The 25765-nt window shown below is 57.6% G+C and carries 27 protein-coding genes; 13 read left to right on the forward strand and 14 right to left on the reverse strand.

Going from position 1 to position 25765, the window contains the following annotated elements; genetic code table 11:
* The first annotated feature begins 144 nt into the window (after positions 1 to 144).
* From PKC29_03275 to fmt, 6 genes are all read left to right on the forward strand, one after another.
* On the forward strand, positions 145 to 1263 hold the full coding sequence (locus tag PKC29_03275; GenBank protein ID HML94433.1) for a hypothetical protein: 1119 nt from the start codon (positions 145 to 147) through the stop codon (positions 1261 to 1263).
* Between the two features lie 64 nt (positions 1264 to 1327).
* Positions 1328 to 1942 carry a phosphoribosylanthranilate isomerase gene (locus tag PKC29_03280; GenBank protein ID HML94434.1) on the forward strand — a complete coding sequence of 205 codons (615 nt, stop codon included), beginning with the start codon at positions 1328 to 1330 and terminating at the stop codon, positions 1940 to 1942.
* Complete coding sequence (gene trpB / locus PKC29_03285) at positions 1932 to 3140, forward strand: tryptophan synthase subunit beta (protein ID HML94435.1); 1209 nt, start codon at positions 1932 to 1934, stop codon at positions 3138 to 3140. The genes PKC29_03280 and trpB overlap by 11 nt, the downstream gene beginning before the upstream one ends.
* 242 nt (positions 3141 to 3382) lie before the next feature.
* Positions 3383 to 4216, forward strand: coding sequence for a tryptophan synthase subunit alpha (gene trpA / locus PKC29_03290; protein ID HML94436.1), 834 nt, complete (start codon positions 3383 to 3385; stop codon positions 4214 to 4216).
* Entirely contained in the window at positions 4216 to 5544 is a 1329-nt protein-coding gene (locus PKC29_03295) for a DHH family phosphoesterase (GenBank protein HML94437.1), read from the forward strand. Before trpA ends, PKC29_03295 begins: the two co-directional genes overlap by 1 nt.
* A gap of 123 nt (positions 5545 to 5667) precedes the next feature.
* Positions 5668 to 6597, forward strand: coding sequence for a methionyl-tRNA formyltransferase (gene fmt / locus PKC29_03300; protein HML94438.1), 930 nt, complete (start codon positions 5668 to 5670; stop codon positions 6595 to 6597).
* A gap of 7 nt (positions 6598 to 6604) precedes the next feature.
* Here fmt and PKC29_03305 read toward each other — a convergent pair whose 3' ends face one another.
* The 4 genes from PKC29_03305 to PKC29_03320 form a co-directional block, all read right to left on the reverse strand.
* Positions 6605 to 7225: a tetratricopeptide repeat protein gene (locus PKC29_03305; GenBank protein HML94439.1), complete on the reverse strand. Its 621-nt coding sequence runs from the start codon at positions 7223 to 7225 to the stop codon at positions 6605 to 6607.
* Positions 7183 to 7731: a cysteine peptidase family C39 domain-containing protein gene (locus tag PKC29_03310; protein ID HML94440.1), complete on the reverse strand. Its 549-nt coding sequence runs from the start codon at positions 7729 to 7731 to the stop codon at positions 7183 to 7185. The genes PKC29_03305 and PKC29_03310 overlap by 43 nt, the downstream gene beginning before the upstream one ends.
* 25 nt (positions 7732 to 7756) lie before the next feature.
* Positions 7757 to 8155, reverse strand: coding sequence for a PA2779 family protein (locus PKC29_03315; protein HML94441.1), 399 nt, complete (start codon positions 8153 to 8155; stop codon positions 7757 to 7759).
* Between the two features lie 183 nt (positions 8156 to 8338).
* A complete protein-coding gene (locus tag PKC29_03320; protein ID HML94442.1) occupies positions 8339 to 9376 on the reverse strand; it encodes a hypothetical protein in 1038 nt (345 codons plus the stop codon).
* Between the two features lie 323 nt (positions 9377 to 9699).
* Here PKC29_03320 and rsmD point away from each other — a divergent pair, with 323 nt between their 5' ends.
* From rsmD to PKC29_03350, 6 genes are all read left to right on the forward strand, one after another.
* Entirely contained in the window at positions 9700 to 10254 is a 555-nt protein-coding gene (rsmD, locus tag PKC29_03325) for a 16S rRNA (guanine(966)-N(2))-methyltransferase RsmD (protein HML94443.1), read from the forward strand.
* Positions 10254 to 10739, forward strand: coding sequence for a pantetheine-phosphate adenylyltransferase (gene coaD / locus PKC29_03330; GenBank protein HML94444.1), 486 nt, complete (start codon positions 10254 to 10256; stop codon positions 10737 to 10739). Before rsmD ends, coaD begins: the two co-directional genes overlap by 1 nt.
* A 15-nt stretch (positions 10740 to 10754) precedes the next feature.
* Positions 10755 to 11948, forward strand: a complete 1194-nt coding sequence (locus PKC29_03335; GenBank protein HML94445.1) for a pyridoxal phosphate-dependent aminotransferase — start codon at positions 10755 to 10757, stop codon at positions 11946 to 11948.
* Positions 11949 to 12047: 99 nt separating this feature from the next.
* Positions 12048 to 13181 carry an amino acid ABC transporter substrate-binding protein gene (locus tag PKC29_03340; GenBank protein HML94446.1) on the forward strand — a complete coding sequence of 378 codons (1134 nt, stop codon included), beginning with the start codon at positions 12048 to 12050 and terminating at the stop codon, positions 13179 to 13181.
* A gap of 102 nt (positions 13182 to 13283) precedes the next feature.
* A complete protein-coding gene (locus PKC29_03345; protein HML94447.1) occupies positions 13284 to 14048 on the forward strand; it encodes an NAD-dependent deacylase in 765 nt (254 codons plus the stop codon).
* Between the two features lie 148 nt (positions 14049 to 14196).
* Entirely contained in the window at positions 14197 to 14928 is a 732-nt protein-coding gene (locus tag PKC29_03350; GenBank protein ID HML94448.1) for a class I SAM-dependent methyltransferase, read from the forward strand.
* Between the two features lie 39 nt (positions 14929 to 14967).
* Here PKC29_03350 and pdxA read toward each other — a convergent pair whose 3' ends face one another.
* The 9 genes from pdxA to PKC29_03395 form a co-directional block, all read right to left on the reverse strand.
* Positions 14968 to 15930, reverse strand: coding sequence for a 4-hydroxythreonine-4-phosphate dehydrogenase PdxA (gene pdxA, locus PKC29_03355; GenBank protein ID HML94449.1), 963 nt, complete (start codon positions 15928 to 15930; stop codon positions 14968 to 14970).
* Between the two features lie 46 nt (positions 15931 to 15976).
* The gene (locus PKC29_03360; GenBank protein HML94450.1) at positions 15977 to 16738 is read right to left on the reverse strand and encodes a TatD family hydrolase; all 762 of its coding nucleotides are present in this window, start codon (positions 16736 to 16738) and stop codon (positions 15977 to 15979) included.
* Positions 16738 to 17265 (reverse strand): transcriptional regulator NrdR, encoded by a 528-nt coding sequence (nrdR, locus tag PKC29_03365; GenBank protein ID HML94451.1) that lies wholly within the window; start codon positions 17263 to 17265, stop codon positions 16738 to 16740. The genes PKC29_03360 and nrdR overlap by 1 nt, the downstream gene beginning before the upstream one ends.
* Positions 17266 to 18513, reverse strand: a complete 1248-nt coding sequence (gene glyA, locus PKC29_03370; protein ID HML94452.1) for a serine hydroxymethyltransferase — start codon at positions 18511 to 18513, stop codon at positions 17266 to 17268.
* 223 nt (positions 18514 to 18736) lie between these two features.
* Positions 18737 to 19105 (reverse strand): hypothetical protein, encoded by a 369-nt coding sequence (locus PKC29_03375; protein ID HML94453.1) that lies wholly within the window; start codon positions 19103 to 19105, stop codon positions 18737 to 18739.
* Positions 19086 to 19955 (reverse strand): NAD(+)/NADH kinase, encoded by an 870-nt coding sequence (locus tag PKC29_03380; GenBank protein HML94454.1) that lies wholly within the window; start codon positions 19953 to 19955, stop codon positions 19086 to 19088. The genes PKC29_03375 and PKC29_03380 overlap by 20 nt, the downstream gene beginning before the upstream one ends.
* A gap of 129 nt (positions 19956 to 20084) precedes the next feature.
* Positions 20085 to 21195 (reverse strand): peptide chain release factor 2 gene (gene prfB / locus PKC29_03385; protein ID HML94455.1). Its coding sequence is split into 2 segments (ribosomal slippage): positions 20085 to 21125 and positions 21127 to 21195, totalling 1110 coding nucleotides; the frame shifts between segments, so codons are not numbered across the junction.
* Between the two features lie 204 nt (positions 21196 to 21399).
* Positions 21400 to 21864, reverse strand: a complete 465-nt coding sequence (locus PKC29_03390; GenBank protein HML94456.1) for a DUF4411 family protein — start codon at positions 21862 to 21864, stop codon at positions 21400 to 21402.
* 8 nt (positions 21865 to 21872) lie between these two features.
* Positions 21873 to 23018, reverse strand: a complete 1146-nt coding sequence (locus tag PKC29_03395) for an ImmA/IrrE family metallo-endopeptidase (protein HML94457.1) — start codon at positions 23016 to 23018, stop codon at positions 21873 to 21875.
* Between the two features lie 513 nt (positions 23019 to 23531).
* Between PKC29_03395 and PKC29_03400 the strand changes: the two genes are divergently transcribed.
* A complete protein-coding gene (locus tag PKC29_03400) occupies positions 23532 to 24671 on the forward strand; it encodes an alanine--glyoxylate aminotransferase family protein (GenBank protein HML94458.1) in 1140 nt (379 codons plus the stop codon).
* A gap of 163 nt (positions 24672 to 24834) precedes the next feature.
* Here PKC29_03400 and PKC29_03405 read toward each other — a convergent pair whose 3' ends face one another.
* The gene (locus PKC29_03405; GenBank protein HML94459.1) at positions 24835 to 25758 is read right to left on the reverse strand and encodes a cation diffusion facilitator family transporter; all 924 of its coding nucleotides are present in this window, start codon (positions 25756 to 25758) and stop codon (positions 24835 to 24837) included.
* Positions 25759 to 25765 lie beyond the last annotated feature (7 nt).

The raw sequence follows: 25765 nt of genomic DNA on the forward strand, positions 1-25765 counted from the left end.
CTCATGGGTTAAAAGCGGATTTTCAGGTGCATATTATATCATAGCCGGAAGCCGGGACGGGGCGCCTTTTTTTGTTGTCCGTCCCCTCGGCCTCGTTTATATTACCTGAGTGACTGCCGGGCCGCCCGCCGGAAGATAATAGAGGTGAGATTGAAAAGATACATTAAAATCGTTCTCGTGGTCCTCGGGTCTGTAATCGTGTCGCTCGCGGCGGCCGAGGGGCTTTCGCGCCTCTTCCTCGACCCTATAGATTTCTTAAAGCCGACGCGCGTATACGACCCCGTTCTAAGGTATACGATCGAGCCCGGCACCGGGGCGCACGACAAGTGGGGCTTCCGGAACAAGTCCGTCCCCGTGAAGGCCGACATCGTGGCCGTAGGCGACTCGCACACCTACGGCATAAGCGCGACGGCCGAAGACTCCTGGCCGTCGGTGCTCGCCAAAATGAGGGGCGGGACGGTCTATAACCTGTCGCTCGGCGGCTACGGCCCCGCAGAATATTTTTACCTAATGGCCGACAAGGCCGTCAGGCTCGCGCCCGGTTACGTCGTAGTCGGGTTTTATCTCGGGAACGACCTCAGGGATTCTTTCAACGCCGTCTACGGTGTAGGGCTCTGGGAGCGTATGAGACAGCCCGGCTTTTCCGTGGACAAAGCGGACGATGACGACGAGCCGGGTGAATCGGGCGCCGGGCTCGGGGAATGGCTCGCCGGGCACAGCGTATTTTACAGGCTCGTAAGCTCGTCCTTCATCGGCGACAACCTCCGGCAGATGCGAAGGCTAAGGCGGGGGGAGGAGATAGTCATGTTCGAGGACTCGGCTTCCGGCATAGAGGCCGGGTTCACCCCCGAAAGGAGGCTCCGGGGGCTCGACCTCGAAGACCCCGAGGTGAAGGAGGGGCTCAGGCTCAGCCTCGAATTCTTCGGCCGCATGAACATGCTCCTCGAAGGGACGGACACGAAGCTCCTCGTCGTCATGATTCCGACGAAGGAGAGCGTCTACGCCCGGTACATAGAAGGTAACAAATCCCTTCCGGCCTCGAAAAAGATCGACCGTCTCGTGGCAAACGAAAGGGAGGTCAACGCCCGGGTGAAGGAGTATTTCGACGCACACGGCATAGCGTACGTAGACGTCCTGGGCGCACTCAGCCAAAAGGCCGGGAGCGAGCAGCTCTACCCCGCAAACTTCGGCGGCCACACGAACGGCAGCGGCTACCGCATAATCGCCGAGACTATAAACGCCTACCTCGAAAAGGCCCGATAACGCCCCCTCGCTGCACCGGACGGGTTTACAGAGCCCGGGCACGGTTCTATAATTCTCCTTCTTCATGGTAAGGATAAAGGTTTGCGGAATAACGTCTATAGGAGACGCGCTGGCGGCGGTCGAAGCCGGTGCGGACGCCCTCGGCTTCGTCTTCTACGAGGGGAGCAAGAGGTATATCCCGCCCGCCGAGGCGCGGAAGATAACGGCCGCGCTCCCGCCGTTCGTCGCAGCAGTCGGCGTGTTCGTCAACGCCTCTCCCGATGAGATATCGGCGGCTGTCCGGGCGTCCGGCACGGGCGTCGTGCAGCTCCACGGCGACGAGACGCCGGAGCTTGCGTCCCGCGTGCCGTTCCCGGTCATAAAGGCCGTGAGGGTGGCCGACCGTGTAGACCCGGGCGAAGTTGAACTTTATCCCGTACAGGCTATCCTCTTCGATAAACGCTCGGACGACATGTACGGCGGGACGGGGAAGAGCTTCGACTGGTCGATTCTCCGTGGCCTCGATACCGGAAAGAAGGTGATCCTTTCGGGCGGGCTTACGGCGGACAACGTGGCCGGGGCCGTGGAAGTCGTAAGGCCCTACGCGGTGGACGTGAGCACGGGCGTCGAGGATTCCCCGGGCAGGAAAAATCACTTGAAAATAAGACAATTCATACAGGCGGTGAGAAATGGCGGTTAAACCCACGCTCCCCGACGCTTCGGGTCATTACGGCATATTCGGGGGCAAATACGTTTCCGAAACCCTGATGCCCGCGGTGCATCAGCTCGAAAAGGCGTACGAGGAGGTGAGGGACGATCCCGCCTTCAAGAAGGAGCTGGACTACTATCTCACCGAATACGTCGGCAGGCCGACGCCGCTTTATTTCGCCGAGCAGCTTACGAAGAGGCTCGGCGGGGCGAAGATATACTTAAAGCGCGAGGACCTCGCCCACACGGGCGCCCACAAGATAAACAACACGATAGGCCAGGCGCTTCTCGCGGCCCGCATGGGCAAGAAGCGCATAATCGCCGAGACGGGCGCGGGCCAGCACGGGGTCGCGACGGCTACGGTAGCCGCGCTCCTCGACATGGAGTGCGAGATATTCATGGGCCTCGAAGACACCCGGAGGCAGGCGCTCAACGTCATGAGGATGAAGCTCCTCGGCGCGAAGGTGAGGGAGGTCACCCAGGGGACGCAGACCCTTAAGGACGCCATGAACGAGGCGATGAGGGACTGGATAACGAACGTCAGGACTACTTTCTATATTATAGGCAGCGTCGCCGGGCCCCACCCGTACCCGATGATAGTGAGGGACTTTCAGTCCGTCATCGGCTCCGAGGCGAGGGAGCAGATACTACAGAAAGAGGGCAGGCTGCCCGACCTTCTCGTCGCCTGCGTCGGCGGCGGGTCGAACGCCATGGGGCTCTTCTATCCCTTCGTCGGCGACGAGGGCGTCGCCATGACGGGCGTCGAAGCGGCGGGCGGGGGCATCGAGACGGGCGTCCACGCCGCGAGCATCTCCGCCGGGACTGTAGGCGTCCTCCACGGGAGCAAGACGTACCTCCTCCAGGACGAGGACGGGCAGGTGAAGCCGACGCATTCGCTCGCGCCTGGGCTGGATTACCCGGGCGTCGGGCCCGAGCACTCGTACTTTAGCGATACTGGCCGCGTCAGCTATACTAATGTTACGGATACGGAAGCGCTCGAAGGGTTCAAGCTTCTTTCGCAGACGGAGGGTATAATACCGGCGCTCGAGTCCTCGCACGCCATAGCGCATGTCATGAAGGCGGCGCCCGGGATGTCCCCGGATTCGGTGCTCATCGTTTGCCTCTCGGGGCGCGGGGACAAGGATATGCATTCCGTGGCGGATCTCCTGTCCGGCGGGCGGAAGCAGTGACCGTTCGTAATGTAATCCACTGCAGAAACACGAAATTTGATGACCTCGCGGGGGAAGCGGGCAGGGGAAAAATCTTGACTTTACATTCAGAAGTGTTAGAGTTTGTCCGATACAAAAGGGGCCGGGTTTCCTGACTTAAAAAGAGAAGAAGTAAGAAAAGCGGCGTAATCTGCTGAAATTCAGGGTTCGGTACAAATGCTTCCCAATTTTCTTTGCCCGATTCGCGGAAAATTCAAAGACAAATGAGCAGAATATCAGAAAAGTTCAATGAGCTTAGGCAGAGGAACAGGATCGCTCTCGTGAGCTATATCACGGCGGGGGATCCGTCTCTCGATACGACGGCCGAAATCGCCGTCGAGCTCGAAGAGAGCGGGGCCGACATAATAGAGCTCGGCGTGCCGTTTTCCGACCCGATGGCCGACGGCCCGGTCATACAATTAGCCTCGGAAAGGGCGCTCGCCGGCGGCGCTACGCTCGCCGGGGTGCTCGACACCGTAAAGAAGATACGGGAGAAATCCTCCATTCCGATAATCCTCTTCGGGTATTACAACCCGTTTTTCAAATACGGCCTCGAAAAGGTAGTGAAGGACGCGGCCGAAGCCGGCGCGGACGGCTTCTTGATAGTGGACCTTCCGCCGGAAGAGGCGGGCGAGTTCAAGGCGCATACCGACAAGGCCGGGATGGACATAGTGTTCCTTCTCGCGCCCACGAGCACGTCCGAGAGGATAGGGCTCGTCGCCGAGAACGCGAGCGGGTTCGTCTATCTCGTATCGGTTACGGGCGTCACGGGCGAGAGGCCCGAGATGAATTATTCGCTCGAAGGGCTTACGGACGAGATAAGGCAGGCCACGGGGCTCCCGGTGGGGATAGGGTTCGGCATTTCTTCCCCCGAGCAGGTGGCGGGGCTTTCTGGCTACGCCGACGCGGTTATCATCGGGAGCGCGATAGTCAGGATTATCGAGCGGTACGGGAGCGAGAAGGAAAAGCTCCTTAACGAGCTTTCGGGATTCGTCGGCGGGCTCAGCGCGGCCTGCGAGAGGAATAACGGCGCGTCTCCCGGAAGGGCTGAAAGCTGATGCAGAAAGAGCTGAGAAGATATCTCTTCGTCGGGGATTTCGATTCCTTTCTCCTCGGGATTTTCTCGAAACGGGGCGAGGTAATATGGGTGAGCTCCCTCGAAGAGGCGCTTAACCAGACCGGGAACTTTTCGGTCATCATGATAGACAAGCGGTATTTTTCGCCAGAGCTTACGAACGAGCTATCGGCGCATTACCCGCAGACACCGCTTATCGTCAGCAACGGCGAGCCCATGGAGGAGCCCCCTCCGTCGGTCAGGTTCGTCGCGTTTCACAAGCTCCTTACGGACGAAATAGCGCGCGAGGAAAAGCTCGCGAGGACTGAGCTCAGGGTGGAAGAGCTGAGGCGCGTCCACGCCAACGGCAAGAAGATGCTGATTCTCCTCCACGACCATCCCGACCCCGACTCCATCGCAGGCGCGCTCGCGCTGAGGGCGCTTCTGAAACGTAACAAGCAGACGGCCATCATTGGCCACCTCGGCGACAGGATTTCCCGCCCCGAAAATGTCGCCATGATAGAGCTCCTCGAAATAGACCTCCAGGAGCTCGAAATGAAGCAGTTAAAGGATTTCGACTCCATTGCGCTCGTAGACGTTCAGCCGCCGTTTTTCGGCCCCGGGCTGCCGCCCGTCGATACGGTCATCGACCACCACCCGCTCGTCGGCTCGTACGAGGCCCGCTTCAAGGAAGTGAGGGCCGAGGAAGGGGCGACTTCGACCATACTGACGAAGTACCTCCGCGCCTCGCAGACGGACATATCCGAGAGGCTCGCGACGGCGCTCCTTTACGGCATCAAGACGGACACCGTGATACTCAACAGGGACACCGATCCGGACGACATCGAGGCGTTCACGTTCCTTTACCCTCTCGCGAACCTCGGGCTTTTAAGACGCATAGAGCGCGCCGAGGTCCCGCCCGACGAGATCAAATCGCTCGGCAAGGCGCTCGCGGACCACTGGATAGCGAGCAGCATATTTTTCGTCAACGTGGGCAGGGTGGACCGCGAGTACCTCATACCCAAGATGGCCGATTTCGGCATACAGGTGAAGGACGTCGAGTGGTCCATAGCGTTCGGCATCCTCGACAACAAGCATCTCATCATTTCCGTGAGGAACGTCGGGTACGTGAAGAGCGCGGGCCGCCTCGTGAGGGAGCTCTTCAAGGACATCGGGAGCGCGGGCGGGCACAGGTCCGCCGCCAAGGCCGTCATACCGCTCGCCAGGGTCAGGAAGGAGATCGGCAAGGGCTCTCAGGACGCCATAAAGAAGTGGGTGACCGATCTCTTCACGAAGGCAGTCACCGAAAAGCCCGAAGAAGAGGCGCAGTAATTTTTGCCCCGGACGGAGCGCCGGCGTGAATCCCTGAAAACCCTTCACCGAAATCCCGGTCAGCGGTTCTCAACACCGCAGCGCGTTTGAACACCACGCCTTAACCGAATATAATCCCAGCCTATGAAAATCGTCTTCATGGGCACCCCCGAATTCGCGGTCCCTTCGCTTAGCGCCCTTATCGGCGCGGGTTACGAGGTAGCCGCCGTAGTAACGCAGCCGGACAGGCCGAGCGGGAGGGGGAAGGTGCTGACTCCGCCGCCCGTGAAAACCGCGGCCGAAGCCGCCGGCATACCCGTCCTTCAGCCGTCGAAGATTCGGACGGAGGAGTTTTACTCCGGGCTGTCGTCTTACTCGCCCGATCTCATATGCGTGACGGCGTACGGGAGAATACTGCCGAAATCCATCCTCGACCTGCCGCTGTACGGGTGCGTCAACGTCCACGCGTCGCTTCTTCCGAAGTACAGGGGCGCCGCCCCGATCAACTGGGCCATCGTGAGGGGCGAGAGCGTAACGGGCATCACTACCATGCTCATGGACGAGGGGATGGATACGGGCGGCATGCTCCTCCGGCGCGAGGTCGCGATCGAGGACGACGATACGGGCGAGACGCTTTCGCGGAAGCTCTCGATCGTTGGCGGGGATCTCCTCGCCGAAACGTTGGCGCTCCTCGAAGAGGGAAGGCTCCGCCCCGAAAAACAGGACGAGTCGCTGGCGACATACGCCCCGATTATAAAAAAAGAGGACGGGCTCATAGACTGGTCGAAACCAGCCCGTGACATACGAAACCTCGTCAGGGGAATGCTCCCGTGGCCGGGGGCCTATACCTTCGTCGGCGGAAAGATGCTGAAGATATTCATGGCCGCCGTTTCGGAAGGCGAGGGCCGGCCCGGAGAGGTTATAAAGTCGGGCGGCGGCGTGCTCCGCGTGGCGGCGGGCGATGGGGCGCTCGACATCGTCGAGCTCCAGATAGAGGGCGGGAAGAGGCTCGAGGCGGCGGCGTTTCTCGCCGGGAGAAAGATTGCCGAAGGCGCTATCCTCGGAAGCGCGTGACTCCCCGTCAGCCGCATCCCCCCGGGACGCCGGCCTTTACGAGATTGGCCGATATCCCGGCCCTTAGCGCCTCGTCACCGGCGGCTTTCGTGCAGGCTTCTTCGAGCGACTCGACTGCCTTGTCCGTTTCGCCGAGCCCGAGATACAGCATCCCCAGCGTATCGAGCGCGTAGGCCGGCATGTCGCCCCGAGGCGAGGCGGCGAGGAGAATATCGAGCCCTTTTTCATAGTCCTTTCCCGTTTCCAGGTAGATCGAGGCCAGGTTGTTGGCCGCGTCCATGGATTTCGGGTCCCTGTCGAGCGCCTTTCTGTAGCACCTCTCGGCCTCGGTGTATTCGCCCTCCTTCATGTAAACGTTCCCGAGGTTGACGAGGGGCGTCACGAGGCTCCCGTCGAGGGCGATAGCCCGCTTGTATTCCCTTATGGCGAGGCCGTGTTTCCCCTCCCTCTCGTAGATGACGCCGAGGTCGTTGTGCTCCTCGGCAGTGAGAGGATCGTCCGTGTAAAGCGAGCCGTAGAGGGCGGCGCAGCCGCCAAGGGGGATTACGAAAACGAGCAGGGTCAGCGCGAGCTTTACGGCGGGGTTCATTTCCTTACTACCAGCATGAGCCTGTTCATCTTCTTCCATTCGCCGTCGAGCTTTTCGAACGGGATTTCCTGCCCGCCCTTGTCCCCGGTGTGGAGTATGAAGGTCCCCTTCGCGGCGTCGTAGCCGTAAACGACGTAGTAGTGGGGGACGCTCACCTTCCACTTTCCCCTATCGACGAGGAGAATCGCGGGCACGCCCTCGTCGATTAGCGCCGTTAGAGACTCTTCGCCCCCGTTTACGGCTTCGGTCCTGTAGCCCTCGGCCCGGGCGTAGTTCTCCATGTCGGATATGAGGGCGCCGTCGAGGCCGGGCGTGTAAACCGCCTCGGCTATCTCGTCCTGTCCGACGCCGCGTCCGTAGAACTGCATGACCGACGCCATGGCCGCCGGCCCGCAGTACTTGTCTTTTTGTTTCACGAACGGCACGCCGTCTAATATTACCCTTCCCGGTGCGGAAGGCGCTCCGCCGGGGCGCGACTCGGACGCTGCTGCTGCGGAGATGGTGAGAAGGGCTGCCGCGGCGAAGAGCGTTATGATTTTAAGCATTTCGGATTCACCCGTTCGGGCAGTGCTACACCCTCTTGAACAGGTAGATGATCAAGAGCACGAGGGCGGCGATCACCAGGATCGCGATTACTATCCCGAGGCCCGAGTCTCCGCCCGCCGGTATTTTGTCGGCGAGGGCGGCCATCTGGTGCACCTGCTCGTCGGTCATCGAGCCGAGCTTCTGCGAGACTTCGTCCGGCGTTAGCCCGTGGCCCATGAGCTTGTTCGCCACTATCTTGTTTTCGAGGGCCCTCTTTATCTTGAGCTCGTTGATTTCCCTTGCTGTGGGGTCGCTGCCGCCGGTCATCATCTTCGACTCTGCGGTCGCCGCGCGGGCGCCGGGCGTGATGAGCGAAACCGGGGTGAACGTCGCGAGTATTAAAATCAGAATAGAGAAATGAAATCCCTGTCTTGCTAAAATCAACGTCAATCCTCCTTTGCGCGTAATTCAGGTCAGGAGTTTATTATTTTATCGTATAAAACCGCCGGGCAAAGAAATTTTTTATTGCCGTACCGCCCGGATTCGGCTTTTGGGGGTAAGGTCCGTTCTCCGGACGCTTACCCCCTTCGCGTATATATACGGGCAACCCTTCTTTCGTCTCACGGCCTAGGTCGGCTCGGGAGTAGGCTCCGGACTGGGTTCGGGGCTCGGCTCGGGGCTGGGGGCCGGGCTTGCGCTCGGCGCAGGGCTCGGTTCGGGACTCGGGCTAGGGCCCGGGCCGGGGCCTTCTATGATCTCCCCGCATCCGTCGGCGTCTATGGCGGCGTTGCCGACCACGTCGAAAGTGCTTTCCCCCGCATCGAATATACATGCGTCGGCGGTGAATCCGATGAACGAGTTGCCGTCGGCCTTGGCTCCGTTCTCGGCCGCGGCAATATCCACGTTGCCGACCACGTCCAGCACTACGCTCGCATTGCCGCGCGCTCTTATGCCGTCACCGAACGCGTCGCAGATAATATCGCCGTCCGTCGTCGCCAGCGTCACCTGCGAAGTGCCGCGCGCGTCGACGCACCTTTCGCAGTTTGTAAGTATTATGTCCTCGGGGTCGATTATGAGGTTACAGTTCCCTTCGGTCCTTATGCAGTCTTCGCCGCCGCCGTCGATCACGATGTCCTCGCCGGGATTCTTGATAATTTCGAGCGTGCCGTTCTGGCAGCGTATGGGGCCTTCGGTCTCGACTATCTCTACCTCTTCACCCGGGGGCGCATTGAGGTCTATGGTTACGACGATATCGAGCACCGATCCGGCCTGGACAGTAATGCTTATGGAGACGATCGTGCCGTCTATATTGAATTCCAGGAGAATGTCCTCTGCGGATTCGAGGTTGAAGCTGAGGGAGAAGCTCCCGTCGGGGTCGGTGACGGTCGTATCCAGCACCTCCCCGTCCACGATGGCGGAAACCGTTATGCCGCTCTGCGCCTTCGCGTCCTTCACGATGCTCAGCATCTCGATGAGCTCGGCGAATTTGAAGGATTTATCCTCCGCTCCGTTCATTGCAATAACGTCCGAGATCCGCCCGTTGATAACGGTGGTCTGTCCGTTCCCCCCGCCTCCGCCATTCCCGTCTCCGTCACAGCCGAGGAATAAAAACGAGGCCGCGACGATTATCGCCGGGAATAAAACCAAGGTCATGAATTTTTTCATGGATGCATCCTCCTCGTGGATCCAGGGGCCGGCCCCTGGTCGTTATTGCGATATTACACAGGCAATTAACAGAAGACCTGCAATTAAACAGGACAACTACCATTAAACTGACAACTGTAATTGCAATTGACGGGCCAATCATCATGAATATGCAATTGTGAGTTTTTCGGGAATGTTATATTCCGCGCCTTGGCCGGGGCCCCTTAAAAAGCGTACGAAAACGTACATATTAAACTGTGCAAAACGGCACAAGAAGACTACGCTTCCAACCTGGAAAACACGTTTTTGCCAAACATAGAGCCTATGGTACTATATCAACCCTTATGTTGCAGGTGCTAACAGGGACGCAGAAGGGGAGGAAGCTCAAGGTTCCGAAAGGAAGGACTATCCGCCCGACGACGAGCAGGGTGAAGAAGTCGATTTTCGACAGCCTCGGCGATATATCCGACCTTAGAGTGCTCGATATATTCGCGGGCACGGGCGGTCTCGGAATCGAATCGCTCAGCCGCGACGCCGCACACGTAACCTTCATAGAGAAGGACGCGTCGGTGTTCAAGATACTTTGCCAGAACCTCACCACCTGCGGCTTTCTGGACAAGGCGACCGCCATGTGCTCGGATTACGTCCAGGCGCTACGGGCGCTTTCGGCCAAGGGAGAGGCGTTCGACATTATATTCATAGACCCGCCGTATCCGCTTTATGCGACCCACACGGTGAAGGACTTCATACTCGCGGCGGCCCCCGTGCTTTCACAGTCGGGGATAATGGTAATCGAGCACGACCACAAGATAGACGACGCACCGCCCGGGTTCGACAGGACGACGAAGCCCTTCGGCGGAACGCACGTAAGCTATTTCAGAAGGAGCGGTGAGGAGTGATGAAGAAGGTAGCCATATATCCCGGTTCGTTCGACCCGTTGACCAACGGCCACAGAAACGTGATAGAGCGCGGCGTGAAGGTGTTCGACACCGTCGTCGTCGCGGTGGCGCACAATACGTCGAAGAAAACGATCTTCACTCTCGAAGAGCGCGTCGAAATACTGAACGAGATATTCGGCGGACGCGAGGACGTCAGGGTCGATTTTTTCGAGGGGCTCCTCGTGGATTACGTAAAGAGGATGGGCACCAACATCGTCCTGAGAGGAATGAGGACGGTGTCCGATTTCGAATACGAGCTCCAGATGGCGCTCGCCAATAAGTCCCTCAGCCAGGAGCTCGAAACCGTGTTCATGGTTACGGACAGCGAGTTTTCCCACATAAGCTCGTCCGTCATAAGAGAGGTCGTCTCCCTCGGGGGCTCGGCCGAGAACATGGTGCCCGACATAGTAGAAAAGAAACTCAGGGAAAAGTTACTTAAACGCTAGGAGGACGAAGCCCACATGAAGCTTTCTGCCCGTGCTAACAGGATTCAGCCGTCGGCAACGCTGGCAATAACCGCAAAGGAGAAGGCCCTTAAAGCCCAGGGCGTGGACGTAGTCGGATTCGGCGCAGGAGAGCCCGATTTCGACAGCCCGGATTACGTGAAGGAGGCCGGGATAGAGGCCATAAATAAGGGCTATACCAAATATACCCCGGTGGGCGGCATAGACCAGCTCAAGGACGCAATAATAGAGAGGATGAAGCAGGATTACGGCTTCGGATACGATAAAGCCGAGCTCGTCGTATCCTGCGGCGCGAAACACACGCTCTTTAACCTCACCCAGGCGATAATAGACGTCGGCGACGAGGTCATAATCCCGGCGCCGTACTGGGTCTCCTACCCCGAGCAGGTCACGTTCGCCGAGGGGACGCCGGTGATTCTCGAGACCCGCGAAGAGGACGGTTTCAGGATCGATCCGGACGAGCTGAAAAAGCTCATCGGTCCGAAGACGAAGGCGCTCGTCCTCAACTATCCCTCGAACCCCACAGGCGTAACGTACAGCGAGGACGAGCTCAGGGCCATAGTGGACGTCGCCATGGCGGCGGGGATCACGATCATCTCGGACGAAATATACGACAAGATAATCTACGACGGGGCGAAGCACACCCCCGTGGCGTCGCTCGGCGAGGACGTTAAGAAGGCGACGATACTCGTAAACGGCACCTCGAAGACGTATTCCATGACCGGGTGGAGGATCGGATTCGCCGCCGGGGACAAGGACGTCATCAAGGCCATGGCGAATATCCAGGGCCAGTCCACGTCGAACCCGACGTCGATAGCGCAGTGGGCTGCAGTGAGCGCGTACGCGAGCCCGCAGGACCTCATCGCAGAGAGGACGGCCGAGTTCGAAAAGAGGAAGAACTACATCGTGGAAAGGCTTAACTCGATTCCCGGAATAAAGTGCGTAAGCCCCAGGGGCGCCTTCTACGCGTTCCCGAACGTCTCGTCTTTCTACGGGAAATCCTTTAACGGCAAGGTTGTTAACAGCTCGCTCGACTTCACCGGGTTCCTCCTCGAAGAGGCCAAGGTCGCGGTCGTGCCGGGCGATTCGTTCGGCGCCGACTCCAACGTGCGCATATCCTTCGCCACCTCCATGGAGAACATCGTAAAGGGGATGGACAGGATAGAAGAGGCGGTGGCGAAGCTCGCCTGACGGCAGGCTCCATACAATTCGAATACAAACGGCTCCGCAAATGCATTATCCTAAATGCATATGCGGGGCCTTTTTTTTGCCGCCCCGAAGAGGCCGGCCATGAAGCGAATAAAGCTCGGCATATCGATTTCGCTCACGGGGAGCTATTCGGTGCAAGGGGTCGAGAGCTTCCGGGGGCTTTCGCTCTACGTCTCGGACGTAAACGCAAGGGGCGGCATCCACGTCGCCCAGCTCGGGCGCAGGCTGCCCGTCGATCTCGTGCACATCGACGACGAGAGCGACGCGGACATCTGCCGGAGGAACGTCGAAAGGCTCATGACGAAGGAGCAGGCGGATATCCTCCTCGGCCCGTATTCGAGCTCGCTCGCCCTCGCTGCGGCTGAGGAGGCCGAAGCGGGGGACGTCACGCTCTGGAACCACGGGGGCTCGACGGACGAAATGGACGAGCGGGGGTTTACGTGCCTCGTGAGCGCCATAACGCCGGCGAGCATGTATTCGCGGGGGATAATCGCGCTTGTGAGAAAGACGGACCCCGGCGCGCGGCGGATAGCTGCTTTCAGCGCTTTCGACAGCGGCTTTTCTCGTAACGTCGCGCGCGGTGTTGACTTGTACGGAGCGGAATACGGGTTCGAGGTGAGGAGGTTCGAATTCCGGACGGGGAGGGAGGATTTTTCGGAGCTCCTGCCCGAGGCGATGGACTGGGAGCCGGATCTCGTCATCGGCATGGGCAGGCTCAACGACGATCTTCTCCTCGCCGGGCGAATGATAGATACGGGGGCGAGGCCGAAAGCGGCCGCGCTGGCCGCGGCGTCGATAGGGCTTTTCAGGGAGGCGTTCGGCGACTACGCCGAGGGGTTCATGTCGTCGAGCCAGTGGGAGAGGGAGGGCGGCAAGGACCCCGACGCCGGGCCGACGTCCGAAGAGTTCTTCGAGAGATACGAGGCCGCCTACGGACACGCCCCTGACTTCGTGGCCGCACAGGGCTATAACATAGGCGTCGTAATCGAAGAATGTATCGGGAGGGCGGGCGTGCTCGACAGGAGGACTCTCAGGGACATCGCGAGAGAGATAGATTTCCGCACGTTCTACGGGCGCTTCAAGACCGACGCGCGCGGCGGCCAGACGGGGCACGAGATGGTCACCGTACAGTGGCAGGGCGGCGGGAAGGCCGTCGTCTATCCCGAAGCTCCCGCATCCGGGAGGCTCGCATACCCGGCGCGGTTTAATTTCTGAAACGCACACGGAAAAGCAGCCTCTTTCGGCGCTTTTTTTCCGCCGCCGGACCCTAGCACGAAAAAGGCCAGCATCCCGGTTATGTGCTGTAAACTTATTAGCATGGGTGATAGTGGAGACAGGGAAGAGAAGGAGCTATCCGAGGCAAGGGAGATACTGGAGCGCTCCTCGTCCGTGATAGCGCTGTCGGGGGCGGGTATATCCGCCGAAAGCGGCGTCCCGACGTTCAGGGGAACGGACGGCCTGTGGCGGAATTTCAGATCGGAGAACCTCGCGACTCCCGAGGCCTTCTGGGACAATCCCAGGCTGGTCTGGGAATGGTACGACTGGAGGCGGTGCGCCATAAAGGACGCGAGGCCCAATCCCGGGCATTTCGCGCTGGCGGAGCTCGAAAGCCAGAAGAGGAAATTCACCCTCGTAACGCAAAACATAGACGGGCTTCACCAGATGGCCGGCAGCAGGAACATCCTCGAGATGCACGGCAATCTGTGGGAGATAAAATGTACGAAGTGCGGGCTCGTGACGAAGGACTACAGGGTGCCGCTCGAAGAGCTGCCGCCCGTGTGTCCGTCGTGCGGGGGGATGGGGAGGCCGAACGTCGTCTGGTTCGGCGAGCTCATCCCTATGGATGTCATAGACGAGACGCTCAAGGCAATAGAGGAAAGCGATGTCATGCTCATCATCGGGACGTCGGGCGTCGTCGAGCCGGCTGCGTCGATGGGCCTCGTCGCGAAGCAGGCCGGGAAGACGGTCATCGAAATCAACCTCGAGCATACGCCGAATTCGTCCCTGTTCGATATTACGATACTCGGAAAGTCCGGCGAGGTGCTTCCACTTCTCTACACCCCCCGCGTGGCGTATAGCTGAATCCCGGTTACTCATACGGACGGCCTGTTACGGGCCGGGTATATTTAACTTCCTCCATCGAGCATGGAATAAGTCATTCAAAACCTTTCCGCCTGAAACTTATGCACTATGCCGGGCGGGGACGGGACGTTATTGTCGAGGGGAAGTCATGTCCGAAACGGTAAAAGAGAGCATATGGCAGAAAAAGGAGAACGCCGAGGCGTTCCTCCGGGACGAGAGGGGAGCGGTCCCCGGCGCAGGGCTCCAGATGTCCGTCATCGAGTGCGTGATACGCGAATGGGCCCCGGCGCCGAAGCGTGCTCTCGACCTCGGGTGCGGCGACGGCGTCCTCGGGCGTTATCTGCTCGGCGCTTTTCCCGGTGTGGAGTGCGTCTTCGCCGATTTCTCCGGGCCCATGCTCGAAGCTGCGCGCGCGAAGCTCGGGAAGGACGGCGGCCACAGGCTCGTAAAGGCGGATTTTTCTTCGCCCGCATGGATGGAGAGCGTAAAGCAGTACGCGCCCTTCGACGCCATAGTCTCAGGCTTCGCCATACATCACCTCCACGACGACAGAAAGAAGGAGCTATATTCCGAGATACTCGGCCTCCTTTCCCCGGGCGGCGTCTTTTTAAACCTGGAGCACGTAAAATCCCGGACCCCCGAAGTCGAGCGCCTGTTCGAGGAGTTCTATACCGATCACCTGCACGAGTGTTTCCTGGGCGTCGATCCGGGCGCGAGCCGCGAAGCCGCGGCGGGCGTATACAGGAACAGGCCCGACAGGGAAGAGGACAAGCCCGCCCTCGCCGAAGATCAGTGCGAGTGGCTCAGGGAAACCGGGTACAGGGACGTAGACTGTTTCTTCAAGGTTTTCGCTATTGCGATATTCGGCGGGCGGAAATAGCTTCGCATTGTCCTGCCGCGCAGCCCTCGCCGGAGGGATTTACTTCGCCCGCTTCGCTATGCGGACACGCGCCAGCCTTACGGCCACGTCGATTGCGGCCTTCATGCTGGACGGGTCCGCGATTCCCTTCCACGCAATGTCGTACGCGGTCCCGTGGTCGGGGGACGTTCTTATGATCGGCAGCCCCGCCGTCATGTTAACGCCCTTTTCGAAAGAGAGCATCTTGAACGGTATCAGGCCCTGGTCGTGATACATCGCGACGACGGCGTCCCACTTCCCCTTGTTCGCATGATAGAAGAGTGTGTCGGCGGGGTAGGGGCCCTCGGCGTCGATGCCGGACTCCCTCGCTTCGAGCACCGCCGGCGTTATGTGGACTATCTCTTCGTTCCCGAAAGCGCCCGACTCCCCCGCGTGCGGGTTAAGGCCGCAGACGGCGATTTTCGGAGAGTCTATTCCGAAAAGGTTCCTGAGCGATTCGTGAGTGACGTTGATCGTCGAGAGGACGCGCTCATTCGTGACGAGCTCCGGGACGTTCGCGAGCGCCGTGTGAATCGTGACGAGTACGACGCGGAACCTCCCGCCCTCGAACATCATCACTGCGTTGTCGGCGCCGGTCAGGTCCTTCAGCATCTCTGTATGCCCGGGGTAGTGCGAGCCGGCGAGGTGGGTCGATTCCTTGCTTATCGGCGCGGTGACGACGGCGTCTATCTCTCCGGACATCGCCGCCGCGACGGCTGCCCTGATACAGGATAGGCTGGCCTCCCCGGCCGTCCCGTCCACCTTGCCGGGAGCGACGCCGCCCATGCCGAGCCCTGATGTCTCCACCAGTTTATATTCGGGGAAGGCCCCGGCGAGCCCGGACGCGGCGTTAAGAACGTCGCGGCTTCCGAATACCACCGCGTCGTATTCGTCCCCGCCCCTGGCGAGCGCCTTTACGACGACCTCGGGGCCTATGCCGTTCGGGTCGCCCATCGTGATTCCTATAACGGGTTTTCTATCCATGCGCAGTATGTCTCCGGGGATGTTCCGAGGGGCCGGCAAGGCCTCTTCAGCCGTCGAGTCCGAACAGCCTGGACGCGTTTTCGGACGTAAGGCGTGCGAGCTCTTCCGTGGTCAATCCCCTGACTTCGGCCACCGTTTCGGCCGTGTGCCTGACGTAGGCGGGCTCGTTCGGCTTGCCCCTGAACGGCACAGGGGCGAGGTAGGGCGAATCCGTTTCGATAAGTATCCTGCCTGAGGGCACCCTGGCCGCCGCCGCCCTTAATTCGTCAGACCTCTTGAAGGTGACGATGCCCGAAAACGATATGTAGAACCCGAGGTCGAGATACCTCTTGGCCGTCTCGTAATTCCCCGTAAAGCAGTGTATTACACCCCTCTTCCCGGAAACGTCCTCCGATTTAAGTATACCGACGAGGTCCTCGTCCGCGTCCCTTACGTGTATGATTATCGGGAGAGCGCGCCTCCGGGCGATGGCTATCTGGCCCGTGAACGAGCGTATCTGCGTTTCCCTGTCGGAATTCATGTAGAAATAGTCGAGCCCCGTCTCGCCGATGGCGACAACGCCGGGCGAGCCCGCCAGCTCTTCGATAGCCGAAAGCGTCTCCGCGTCGGCCGAGGCTGCAGCGTGCGGGTGTACGCCGACGGCGGCGTATATGCCTTTGCGCCCTTCGGCGAAAGCGAGCGTCTTCTTCGAGGATTCGAGCCCGGACGAGATCGATATTATCCTTTCGACCCCGTTCGAGCGAGCCCGTTCTACTGCGCCCTCCGGGTCTTCGAGGGAGTCGAGGTGGGCGTGCGTGTCCGTAAGCATTATTTTTCTTTCTTTTCCTGTATGAGCGTGAGCGGATGGACGGCGTCTTTAGAATCGCCGAGTCCCTCTCCGCCCTTTTCCCTGAGGAGCTCTTTCAGCTCGTTCATGAACTGGTTCACGTCTTTAAAAGACCTGTAGACGGAGGCGAACCTCACGTACGCGACTTCGTCTATTTCGTAGAGCTTGCTTATCACCCTCTCGCCGATCTCGCTGCTGTCTACCTCTCTTTCGCCCCTCTCCTGGAGCTCCCTTTCGTAGCCGGAGACGAAGGATTCGATATCCTCCATGCTGATCGGCCGTTTCTCGCAGGCCTTTATCATCCCCGCGATTATCTTGCTCCTGTCGAAGGGCTCTCTCACTCCCCCCTTCTTGACCACCAGCAGCTCGACCTCCTCGACCCTCTCGTACGTCGTGAAGCGGCTCTTGCAGTCGAGGCATTCCCTCCGCCTGCGTATGGACGTTTCTTCCTTCGCGAGGCGCGAGTCGATGACCTTGCTTTCGAGGCTGGAGCAGTACGGGCATTTCATTTACGTCAGCCTGCGGCTGTACATCGGGAATTGCGAGCACAGCTCCCTTACGTCGTCCTTTATTCTCGAAAGGACCTTTTCATTGCCGGGGTTGTTGAACGCTTCTTTGATGAACCCGGCGATGACGTCCATTTCCTTTTCTTTCATTCCCCTCGTCGTGATTGCGGGGGTGCCGATTCTTATTCCGCTAGTCACGGCCGGAGGCAGCGGGTCGTACGGTATGGCGTTCTTGTTCACCGTTATCCCGGCCTGCTCCAGCGTCTCCTCGGCGATCTTCCCCGTAAGCTCCGTTCCCCGGAGGTTGATGAGGTTAAGGTGCGTGTCCGTTCCGCCGGAGACGAGCTTGAAGCCCGATTCCATCAGCTTCCCGCCGAGGCGTTTCGAGTTCGCCAGGATCTGCTTCTGGTATTCCTTAAACGATGGCTGGAGCGCCTCCTTGAACGCGACCGCCTTGGCGGCGATAACGTGCATGAGCGGCCCGCCCTGTACGCCGGGGAACACGCGGCTGTTGACCTTCTTCTCGTGCTCCTCCTTCATCATCGTCATGCCGCCCCTCGGGCCGCGGAGGGTCTTGTGAGTCGTCGTCGTAACGAAGTCGCAGTACGGGACGGGGTTACTGTAGAGCCCCGCGACCACAAGCCCGGCGGGGTGCGCTATGTCGGCCATGAGGAGCGCGCCGGACTCGTCGGCTATCTCCCTGAATTTGGCGAAGTCGATGTCCCTCGGGTATGCGCTCCATCCGGCGATTATGAGCTTCGGCCTGTGTTCGAGCGCGAGCCTCTTCACCTCGTCGTAATCTATGAGATTCGTGTCTTCGGTGACGCCGTAGGCGACGACGTTATAGAGCCGCCCTGAAAAATTAACGGGGCTTCCGTGTGTGAGGTGCCCGCCGTGCGCGAGGTTCATACCGAGCACGGTGTCCCCGGGCTCGACGACCGAGAAGTAAACGGCCATGTTGGCCTGGGCGCCCGAATGGGGCTGGACGTTCACGGCGTCGCATCCGAAGAGCTCCTTCGCCCTGTCGCGGGCGAGGTCTTCGGCCACGTCCACGAATTCGCAGCCGCCGTAGTATCTCTTGCCCGGAAGTCCCTCGGCATATTTGTTCGTGAGCACCGAGCCCAGCGCTTCGAGAACCGCTTCGCTCACGTAATTCTCGGACGCTATTAATTCGAGCTTATATTCCTGCCGCTCTGTTTCTGCTTTTATGGCCGCATATATTTCCGGGTCCGCCTGTTCGAGTATCGACATCTATTCGCCTCCTTGGATGCGGGAAAAGCCTATACAAATTTGCGCCCCGTGGCAAGAAAGCGAAGGCCCCGCCCCGGCGCGGTACGATACGGTTATTATACCCGCCCCGGGGGCCGGCAACGCCCGGCTCGTTTAATAAAATATATACGTGCGGAGCCCCGGAGGGCGAAAAAATTCTAAGGCTTACGGGAGGTTAAAGCGCCGGGCGGCGGAGATGGCCGCGTCAGATGTTGAGGTTGACCTCGAAGCTCCCGAGGTTCACCTTCGCGGCAAGACCGCTCTTCCAGCAGAGGTCCCTCGCGGCGTTCTGTTGTTCTTTCGGCACGAGTAGGGTCAGCTTGACGCCGAGCTCGGAGAGCTCCTTCCACTTTGGCACCCTGCCGGGCTCTATCGTCTCCGCCGTTTCGACCTCCACGATCTGGACGACCTGGCCGTAGTTGACAAGTATGGCGTCCGGGTACTTCCCCTTGTATTTGTGGGCCTTTTCGTCCCCGGGGTTCGTGCGGACCTCGCTGTAGAGCCGGCCGTACTTCTCTTTTATCTTCCTTATTACCCAGTCGTGAAGGAACTGCTCATCCGTTGACCTTGCCATATCTCTCCCCCCACATGAGCTTGGTTTTGAGTATGGTGAAGAAATCCCTGTAAGGGGACTTTATCAGCTTCACGCTCGTATTCGACTGTATCGCCTCTACCACGTCGCCGGTGTTGAGCTGTATCCCTATCTGGCCGTCGAGCGTTAGGTACGTGTCGGGCTCCTGCGTCGTTATGGCTATTTCGACCTTCATGCTGCTGGATACGACGAGCGGCCTGTTTGTCAGCGTATGCGGGCATATGGGCGTGAGTATCGTGACAGGGAGAGTAGGGTGGACGATAGGGCCGCCTGCGGAAAGCGAATACGCCGTCGAGCCGGTCGGCGTCGAGATTATAAGCCCGTCGGCCTTGTACGTCGTCACGTGAGAGCCGTCTATGTATATGGCGAGGTCTATTATCCGGGCGACGGCCTGCTTGTTTATGACGACGTCGTTTAGGACCTCGTGCTTCCCGATCTTCTTCCTCCCCCTGCGTATCGTGGTGAGGAGCATGTGCCGGTCCTCGACTTCGTAGTCGCCCGAGAGTATGCGCTCCATCATCGGGTGTATTTCGTCCACGGTTATTTCGGTCAGAAAACCGAGCCCGCCGAGGTTTATGCCGAGGATCGGTGTCCCGTGCCTGGACGCGAGGCGCGCGACGCCGAGGAACGTGCCGTCGCCGCCGAAGACGAGTATGACGTCTACGAGGGCGGGAATTTTTTCGGCCGCGGCCGATTTCCCGGCCGGTGAGCGTTTGGCGAGGGGCTTGTCGAGGTAGACTTCGACCCCCCTGTCCACGAGCCATTTGCTGAGTGCGGAGACGAGCTCGAAGGTCTTTTCTATATTCGTTTTACCGATTATGCCGATCTTCAAATATGCTCCCCTCCGGAGAGGCTTTACGCCCCGGATTCGGCGAGTCCTGCAGAATCCGTTTCCGGGCATAAATATACCACCCTTGATGAGTAATCAAAGGGCTTTCCCGGGCAGGCCGGCGCATGTTTCCTAGGACGCTTTCTGTCCCGAGCTCATGAGGAGGTAGCTCTTTATGAACTCGCCGAGATCGCCGTCGAGCACGGGATCGACGTTGCCCGTTTCGAAGTCCGTCCTGTGATCCTTTATCATCCGGTACGGGTGGAGGACGTAGGAGCGTATCTGGCTCCCCCAGCCGATCTCCTTCTTCGTCGACTGGAGCTCGTCGAATTTTTCCCTTTGCTTTTCCTTTTCGAGCTCGTAGAGCCGCGCCCTCAATATCTTCATCGCGGTCGCGCGGTTCTGGTGCTGCGAGCGCTCGTTCTGGCAGCTAACGACGATGCCGGTCGGCAAGTGCGTTATGCGTATGGCGGAGTCCGTCTTGTTGACGTGCTGTCCGCCCGCGCCGCTCGCGCGGTAGGTGTCCACGCGGAGGTCCTTCTCGTTTATATCGACCTCGATGTCCTCGTCGATCTCCGGCGAAACGAAGACGGACGCGAACGACGTGTGCCGTCTCTTGTTCGAGTCGAACGGTGATATCCTGACGAGCCTGTGCACCCCGCTCTCGCCCTTTAAGTACCCGAAGGCATACTCCCCCTGTACGAGGAACGTAGCGCTCTTTATTCCCGCTTCGTCGCCTTCCTGGTACTCGACCATCTCGGTTTTGTAATCGTTGAGCTCGGCGTATCGGAGGTACATCCTCAAAAGTATCTCGGCCCAGTCCTGGGCTTCCGTCCCGCCGGCCCCGGCGTTTATCGAAACGATTGCGTTCCGGGCGTCGTCGGGCTCGCCGAGTATACGCTTGAATTCGAGCTCCTCGACGCCGTTCTCGACTTCCGCCAGCTTCCCGGCGGCCTCGCGGGACGCCTCTTCGTCCTCTTCCTCGAGCGAGAGCTCCTCCAGCACCTCGACGTCTTCGAGCTCGCTCGAGAGCTTCTCCCAGCTTTCTATCGTATTTTTGATGAGGGACTGTTCCCTCAGTATCCCCTGGGCGCTGGCGGCGTCATCCCAGAAGTCCGGCTTGCCGGTTATTTCTTCGAGCTCCTTAAGACGTGCGTTTTTGCCGGGCAGGTCAAAGAAAGTCTCCGAGCGTGGCCAGCCTCTTCTTGAGATCCTGAATTCTTTCCCTGTTTTCTCCGGTCATCGTTTTCTCCCTGCGTGAATGAAATTCGGTATGAGAATATGGGGATAATATAAGGGCATAGTGTTCAAATGCAAGAATCGAGGGCGGTTTCGAAGAGTTGTCAGTGAAGAGTGATTTTCGTTCTCTAATGCCTTATGCTTGATGTCTGTACCAATTGCCCGAGCTAGAAGAAAATTTGGTGGAAAGTGTGGATGAAGGTATCTTTTAAAAGCTCCATCCTTCTTTTTCCATAAACTGTTCAAGGTCCATACAGGACACACTGAAGTGTTTGCAAATATTTGGGATTTTAGCAGCATTTGGCTTAAATATCTCTCCAGTTACTACTATTTTTCCTTGGACTGCAGCCTTAGCAATAACCAAAGGATCTGCATTTAATCCTCCTTTTATTAATTTCTGCTGTTCGATGTTTTGTCTAAAGTGCGGGATAGCAAATATATGTTTTAATACTTCTGCTTCATCAGCGTCTGTCACTTGAAATACTTGTGGATGGCTGTCTGCCCACGTACTTAAAGCATCTGTTTGTGCTTGAATTTCTCTAAGATTTTCACGCGTGGAAATAATATGGCCATTGTCAATTAAGCTATCGAAGTTTTTCCAGAGCGTAGGAAACCTTTTAGGATAATAATGTCGGAACATAACAATCAATGGAGATGTATCGAAAACGTACATGTTTTTTGCTACTCGTTACTTGTCAGAGAATTGTACGTTTCTTCAAATTTTTCGAGAAATTTAGGCTGGATGTTCAAATAATCGCTTAATTGAAGTGCATCGAACCTATTTTGATGATATTTAGTTAGTGCTAAATCAATATAAGGGTGACCCAAATAGGTTATTTGTGTGTAATAATAATTGCCTCCCTCTCCTTTACTCTTATTGTTCTCCTCCATCCATACGGCTACTTTTTCTCTGTACAATTGTGAACTGACCATATTCCTGTCCAAATATTTCCGGAGTATTACTTCTCTGCTTACTTTATACTTATTGGCGAGAGAGCTAATATTTTGTTCATTGATTTTTAGTCCAATGATTGATTCTGTAAAATCTGTATCTGGAACTAGAAATTTCCCTGCGAATTCGTTGCAAAATATTTCAATCCTTCGTTCATTATTCCGAAGGATATCAATGTAATTATCGTTCTCTTTGTCTATACCACTCGTATGAAATAACAAATGAGCTAGCTCATGAAAAAGTGTAAATATCTGTCTAGTAATAGCAGTGCTATTGTTTACATATATAAGTGGAAACTGATCATGGTACAGGCAAATTCCTGAATACCCATTCGCGCGAAAAGCATCCTTGAAAACATAAACTCCGTGGGTCGTTAGAAGATTACGCCAGTTGTCGAATGCCTCGTAATGATTGTGCCAATCGACCTGCTCTTTCAAAGGAATTTGCAGGTAATCCCTAACTTCTGAGGCTAGTTCGTTTGTAGATTTTTTCAAGTCAAGGTCCAAGTCTCTGATTATAAAATTCCTAGAAGGATTAATACCTTCATGAAGTTCGATTAGGTTTAATTGCATTGCTTTGGCTTTTCTAATCTGCATTCGCACCATGGGTGGCATGTATTCAAACTCTATTTCCGGCAAGGTCCTGAATGACTTTTCAATAGGTTCTAACTCTGGTGGTTCTGGAAAGAAGAAGACAACGATTGGACATTTAAATTTGTCAGAAAGTTGTTCAAGTTGATTATAAGTAGGATAAGAGTCACCTGATTCCCACTCTCCGTAAAACTTGTACCTATCAGTCATTTCTTGAATGGAGAACCCCGATCTTTCTCTAGCCCATTTTAAAACGGACGGTGTAATAGGTATACGTTTGGGCATAACCATTTCCTCAGTCACTATTTTACTGAGTCGTTCCTAAAATGCTAAACGAGCGCTCCATAAAAATAAAGATTTATTAATATACTATATAGCAACTTTTCCGCGCATGCTAGAAGCGGATATATCTCTCGTATTGTCTTAATCATGGGAATAGGCGCGATATGTAAGGTTACTCCCTGGCCTTCTCTCGCGTGAGGACGGTTCTGAAAGTATAGGGATTTCAGCCGCGCTCGTGCAGCCGTGCCGGCAGGTCGTGCAGCCTTGCCCGGGTCCTGTCCTCCAAAAATATGACGAAATTCCCCGCCCGGCATTTGAGTTATCATGAAATTTGGGTAGATTTTTATGGTTTCTGTCCTGTCGGCAACGTAACCAATCGCCATTACCGGATAAGTTGTCGCATATTTGTACACGGGCAAGAGGCCGTTTCGAGAAAGTGCTTTCAGAATATGACAATAACCCGCAAGTAATTTGCGGAACTATTCCAACACCGTACATACGGAGGAGATTCCAACAGTGAAAAATTACGTGTTCACGCCAGGGCCTGTAGCCGTTCCGAGCGAAGTTCTTCTGGAAATGGCAAAGCCCATTATCCACCACAGGACTAAAGAATTCGAGGCTATTTTCGCCGAGGTGAGAGAGGGGCTCAAGTATATATTCGACACGAAGGAAGAGGTATTCGTACTCGCCGCCTCCGGGACGGGGGCGATGGAAGCCGCCGTGGTAAACACGCTTTCCGGCGGGGACAGGGTCCTCGTGATCAACGGCGGCAAATTCGGCGAAAGGTGGGGCAAGATAGCCCGCGCCTACGGGCTCGACGTCGTCGAGATGAAGGTCGAGTGGGGATACTCCGCCGACCCGGCCGAGGTCGAAAAGGCCCTCGACGCCGATCCTTCTATAAAGGCGGTCCTCTTCCAGGCGAGCGAAACCTCGACCGGCGTTCTTCATCCGACGAAGGAGATAGCCGCGATTACGCGCAAGCGGGACGGAGTCATATCCATAGTAGACGGCATCACCGGCGTCGGCGTCTTCCCGCTCGAGTTCGACGGATGGGGTATAGACGTTCTCGTCGGCGGCTCGCAGAAGGCGTTCATGCTCCCCCCGGGGCTTTCCTTCATAGCGCTCAGCAAGAAGGCGTGGAAGTTCTACGAATCCTCCAACCTTCCCAAGTTCTACTTCGACTTAAAGCCGGCGCTCAAGAACGCCGAGAATAACACGACACCGTACACCCCGGCCGTTACGCTCATAATCGGCCTCGCCGCCGTGCTGAAGAGGTTCAGGGCCGAGGGCAGGGACGCCATGCAGAAGCGCCACGAGAAGCTCGCCTTCGCGATGAGGGAGGCCATGAAGGCGATCGGGCTCGATCCTTACGTAAAGAGCGTTCCGAGCCCGGCGCTCACGACGGTAATCGCCCCGCCCGAGATCGGGTCGGGCCCTGTTATCAAGGCGCTTGCGAGCGAGTTCGGCATCACGGTCGCAAACGGCCAGGACCAGGCCAAGGGCGTCATCTTCCGCATATCCCACATCGGCGACATAGACGTTACGGACACCATCACGGCGGTCGCCGCTATAGAGAGCGTCCTTAACGGTCTCGGCTACAAGTTCGATTTCGGAGCAGCCACGAAAAAGGCGTCCGAGATTCTGAGCGCGAAGTAAACCTTAAATATCAAACGAGAAATTCGAGGCCCCGGCACTTCGCCGGGGCCTTTCTTTTTCAGCTCTTTAGAATTCCCCGAGGGATGCGGCCTGTCACGGGCCTTACAGGACGTTGTGCTTGTGCGGATTATTGAATTCGCGGAGGCGTATCAGGCTTGCGGCTCTACGCCTTTTTGGTGTCTGAATTCCCGTAGCAGGGGCTCAGGGCCTCGTCGCACTCCTCGGTTTCGATCTGGAGAGTGACGTGGCTTATCTGGAACTTTTCGAGGAGGAGCGATTTTATCCTGGCCATTAGCGCCTCGCCCGACTGCATGTCCGAAACGACCAGGTGCGCGCTCAGGGCTTCGTGCCCCTGCGTGAGCGTCCAGGCGTGGAGGTCGTGGACGCTTATCACGCCGTCCTGCGAGCATATGGATTTTTCGACGGCGTCGATGTCGAGGCGGCTCGGGGTCCCTTCGAGTAATATGTGCGATGAATCGCGTACGAGAGTCCACGCCCCCCTCAGTATGAGCACCGAGATGAAAATGCTTATTATGCTGTCGGCGTAGTACCAGTCTGTGAATATCATCACCAGGCCGGCCGCTATGGCGCCTATAGACCCGAGCGCGTCGCTTATGACGTGATACATCGCGGCCTTGATGTTGAGGTTGTCGCTCCTGAATTTATAGAGGACGTACGCCGAGCCCAGGTTGAGCAAAAGCCCGGCTGCGGCCACTATCGTCATGTCGAGGCTCTTTACAGGCTCGGGGGTTTTTAACCTGTGAAAGGCCTCTATGATTATCCATACGGATATACCGAAGAGGAGAAGGCCGTTGATGAACGCGGCCAGTATCTCGGCCCTGTAGAATCCGAACGTCTTCCGGGCGGTCGGGGGGCGCGACGTGAACCATACGGCCAGAAAGGCTATTACGAGCGCGACTACGTCCGTCAGCATGTGCCCGGCGTCTGACAGCAGGGCAAGGCTCCCCGTATAGTAGCCGGCCGCGGCCTCTATGAACATGAACACCCCGGTGAAGAGGAGCACGATTAAAAGCGCTTTTTTCTGCGAGCCGCCGCCTATGTCGTGTGAATGGCCGTGATCGTCCATCTGAATT

Source organism: Thermodesulfobacteriota bacterium (genome assembly GCA_035325995.1).
Classification (GTDB): domain Bacteria; phylum Desulfobacterota_D; class UBA1144; order Nemesobacterales; family UBA2774; genus JADLGH01.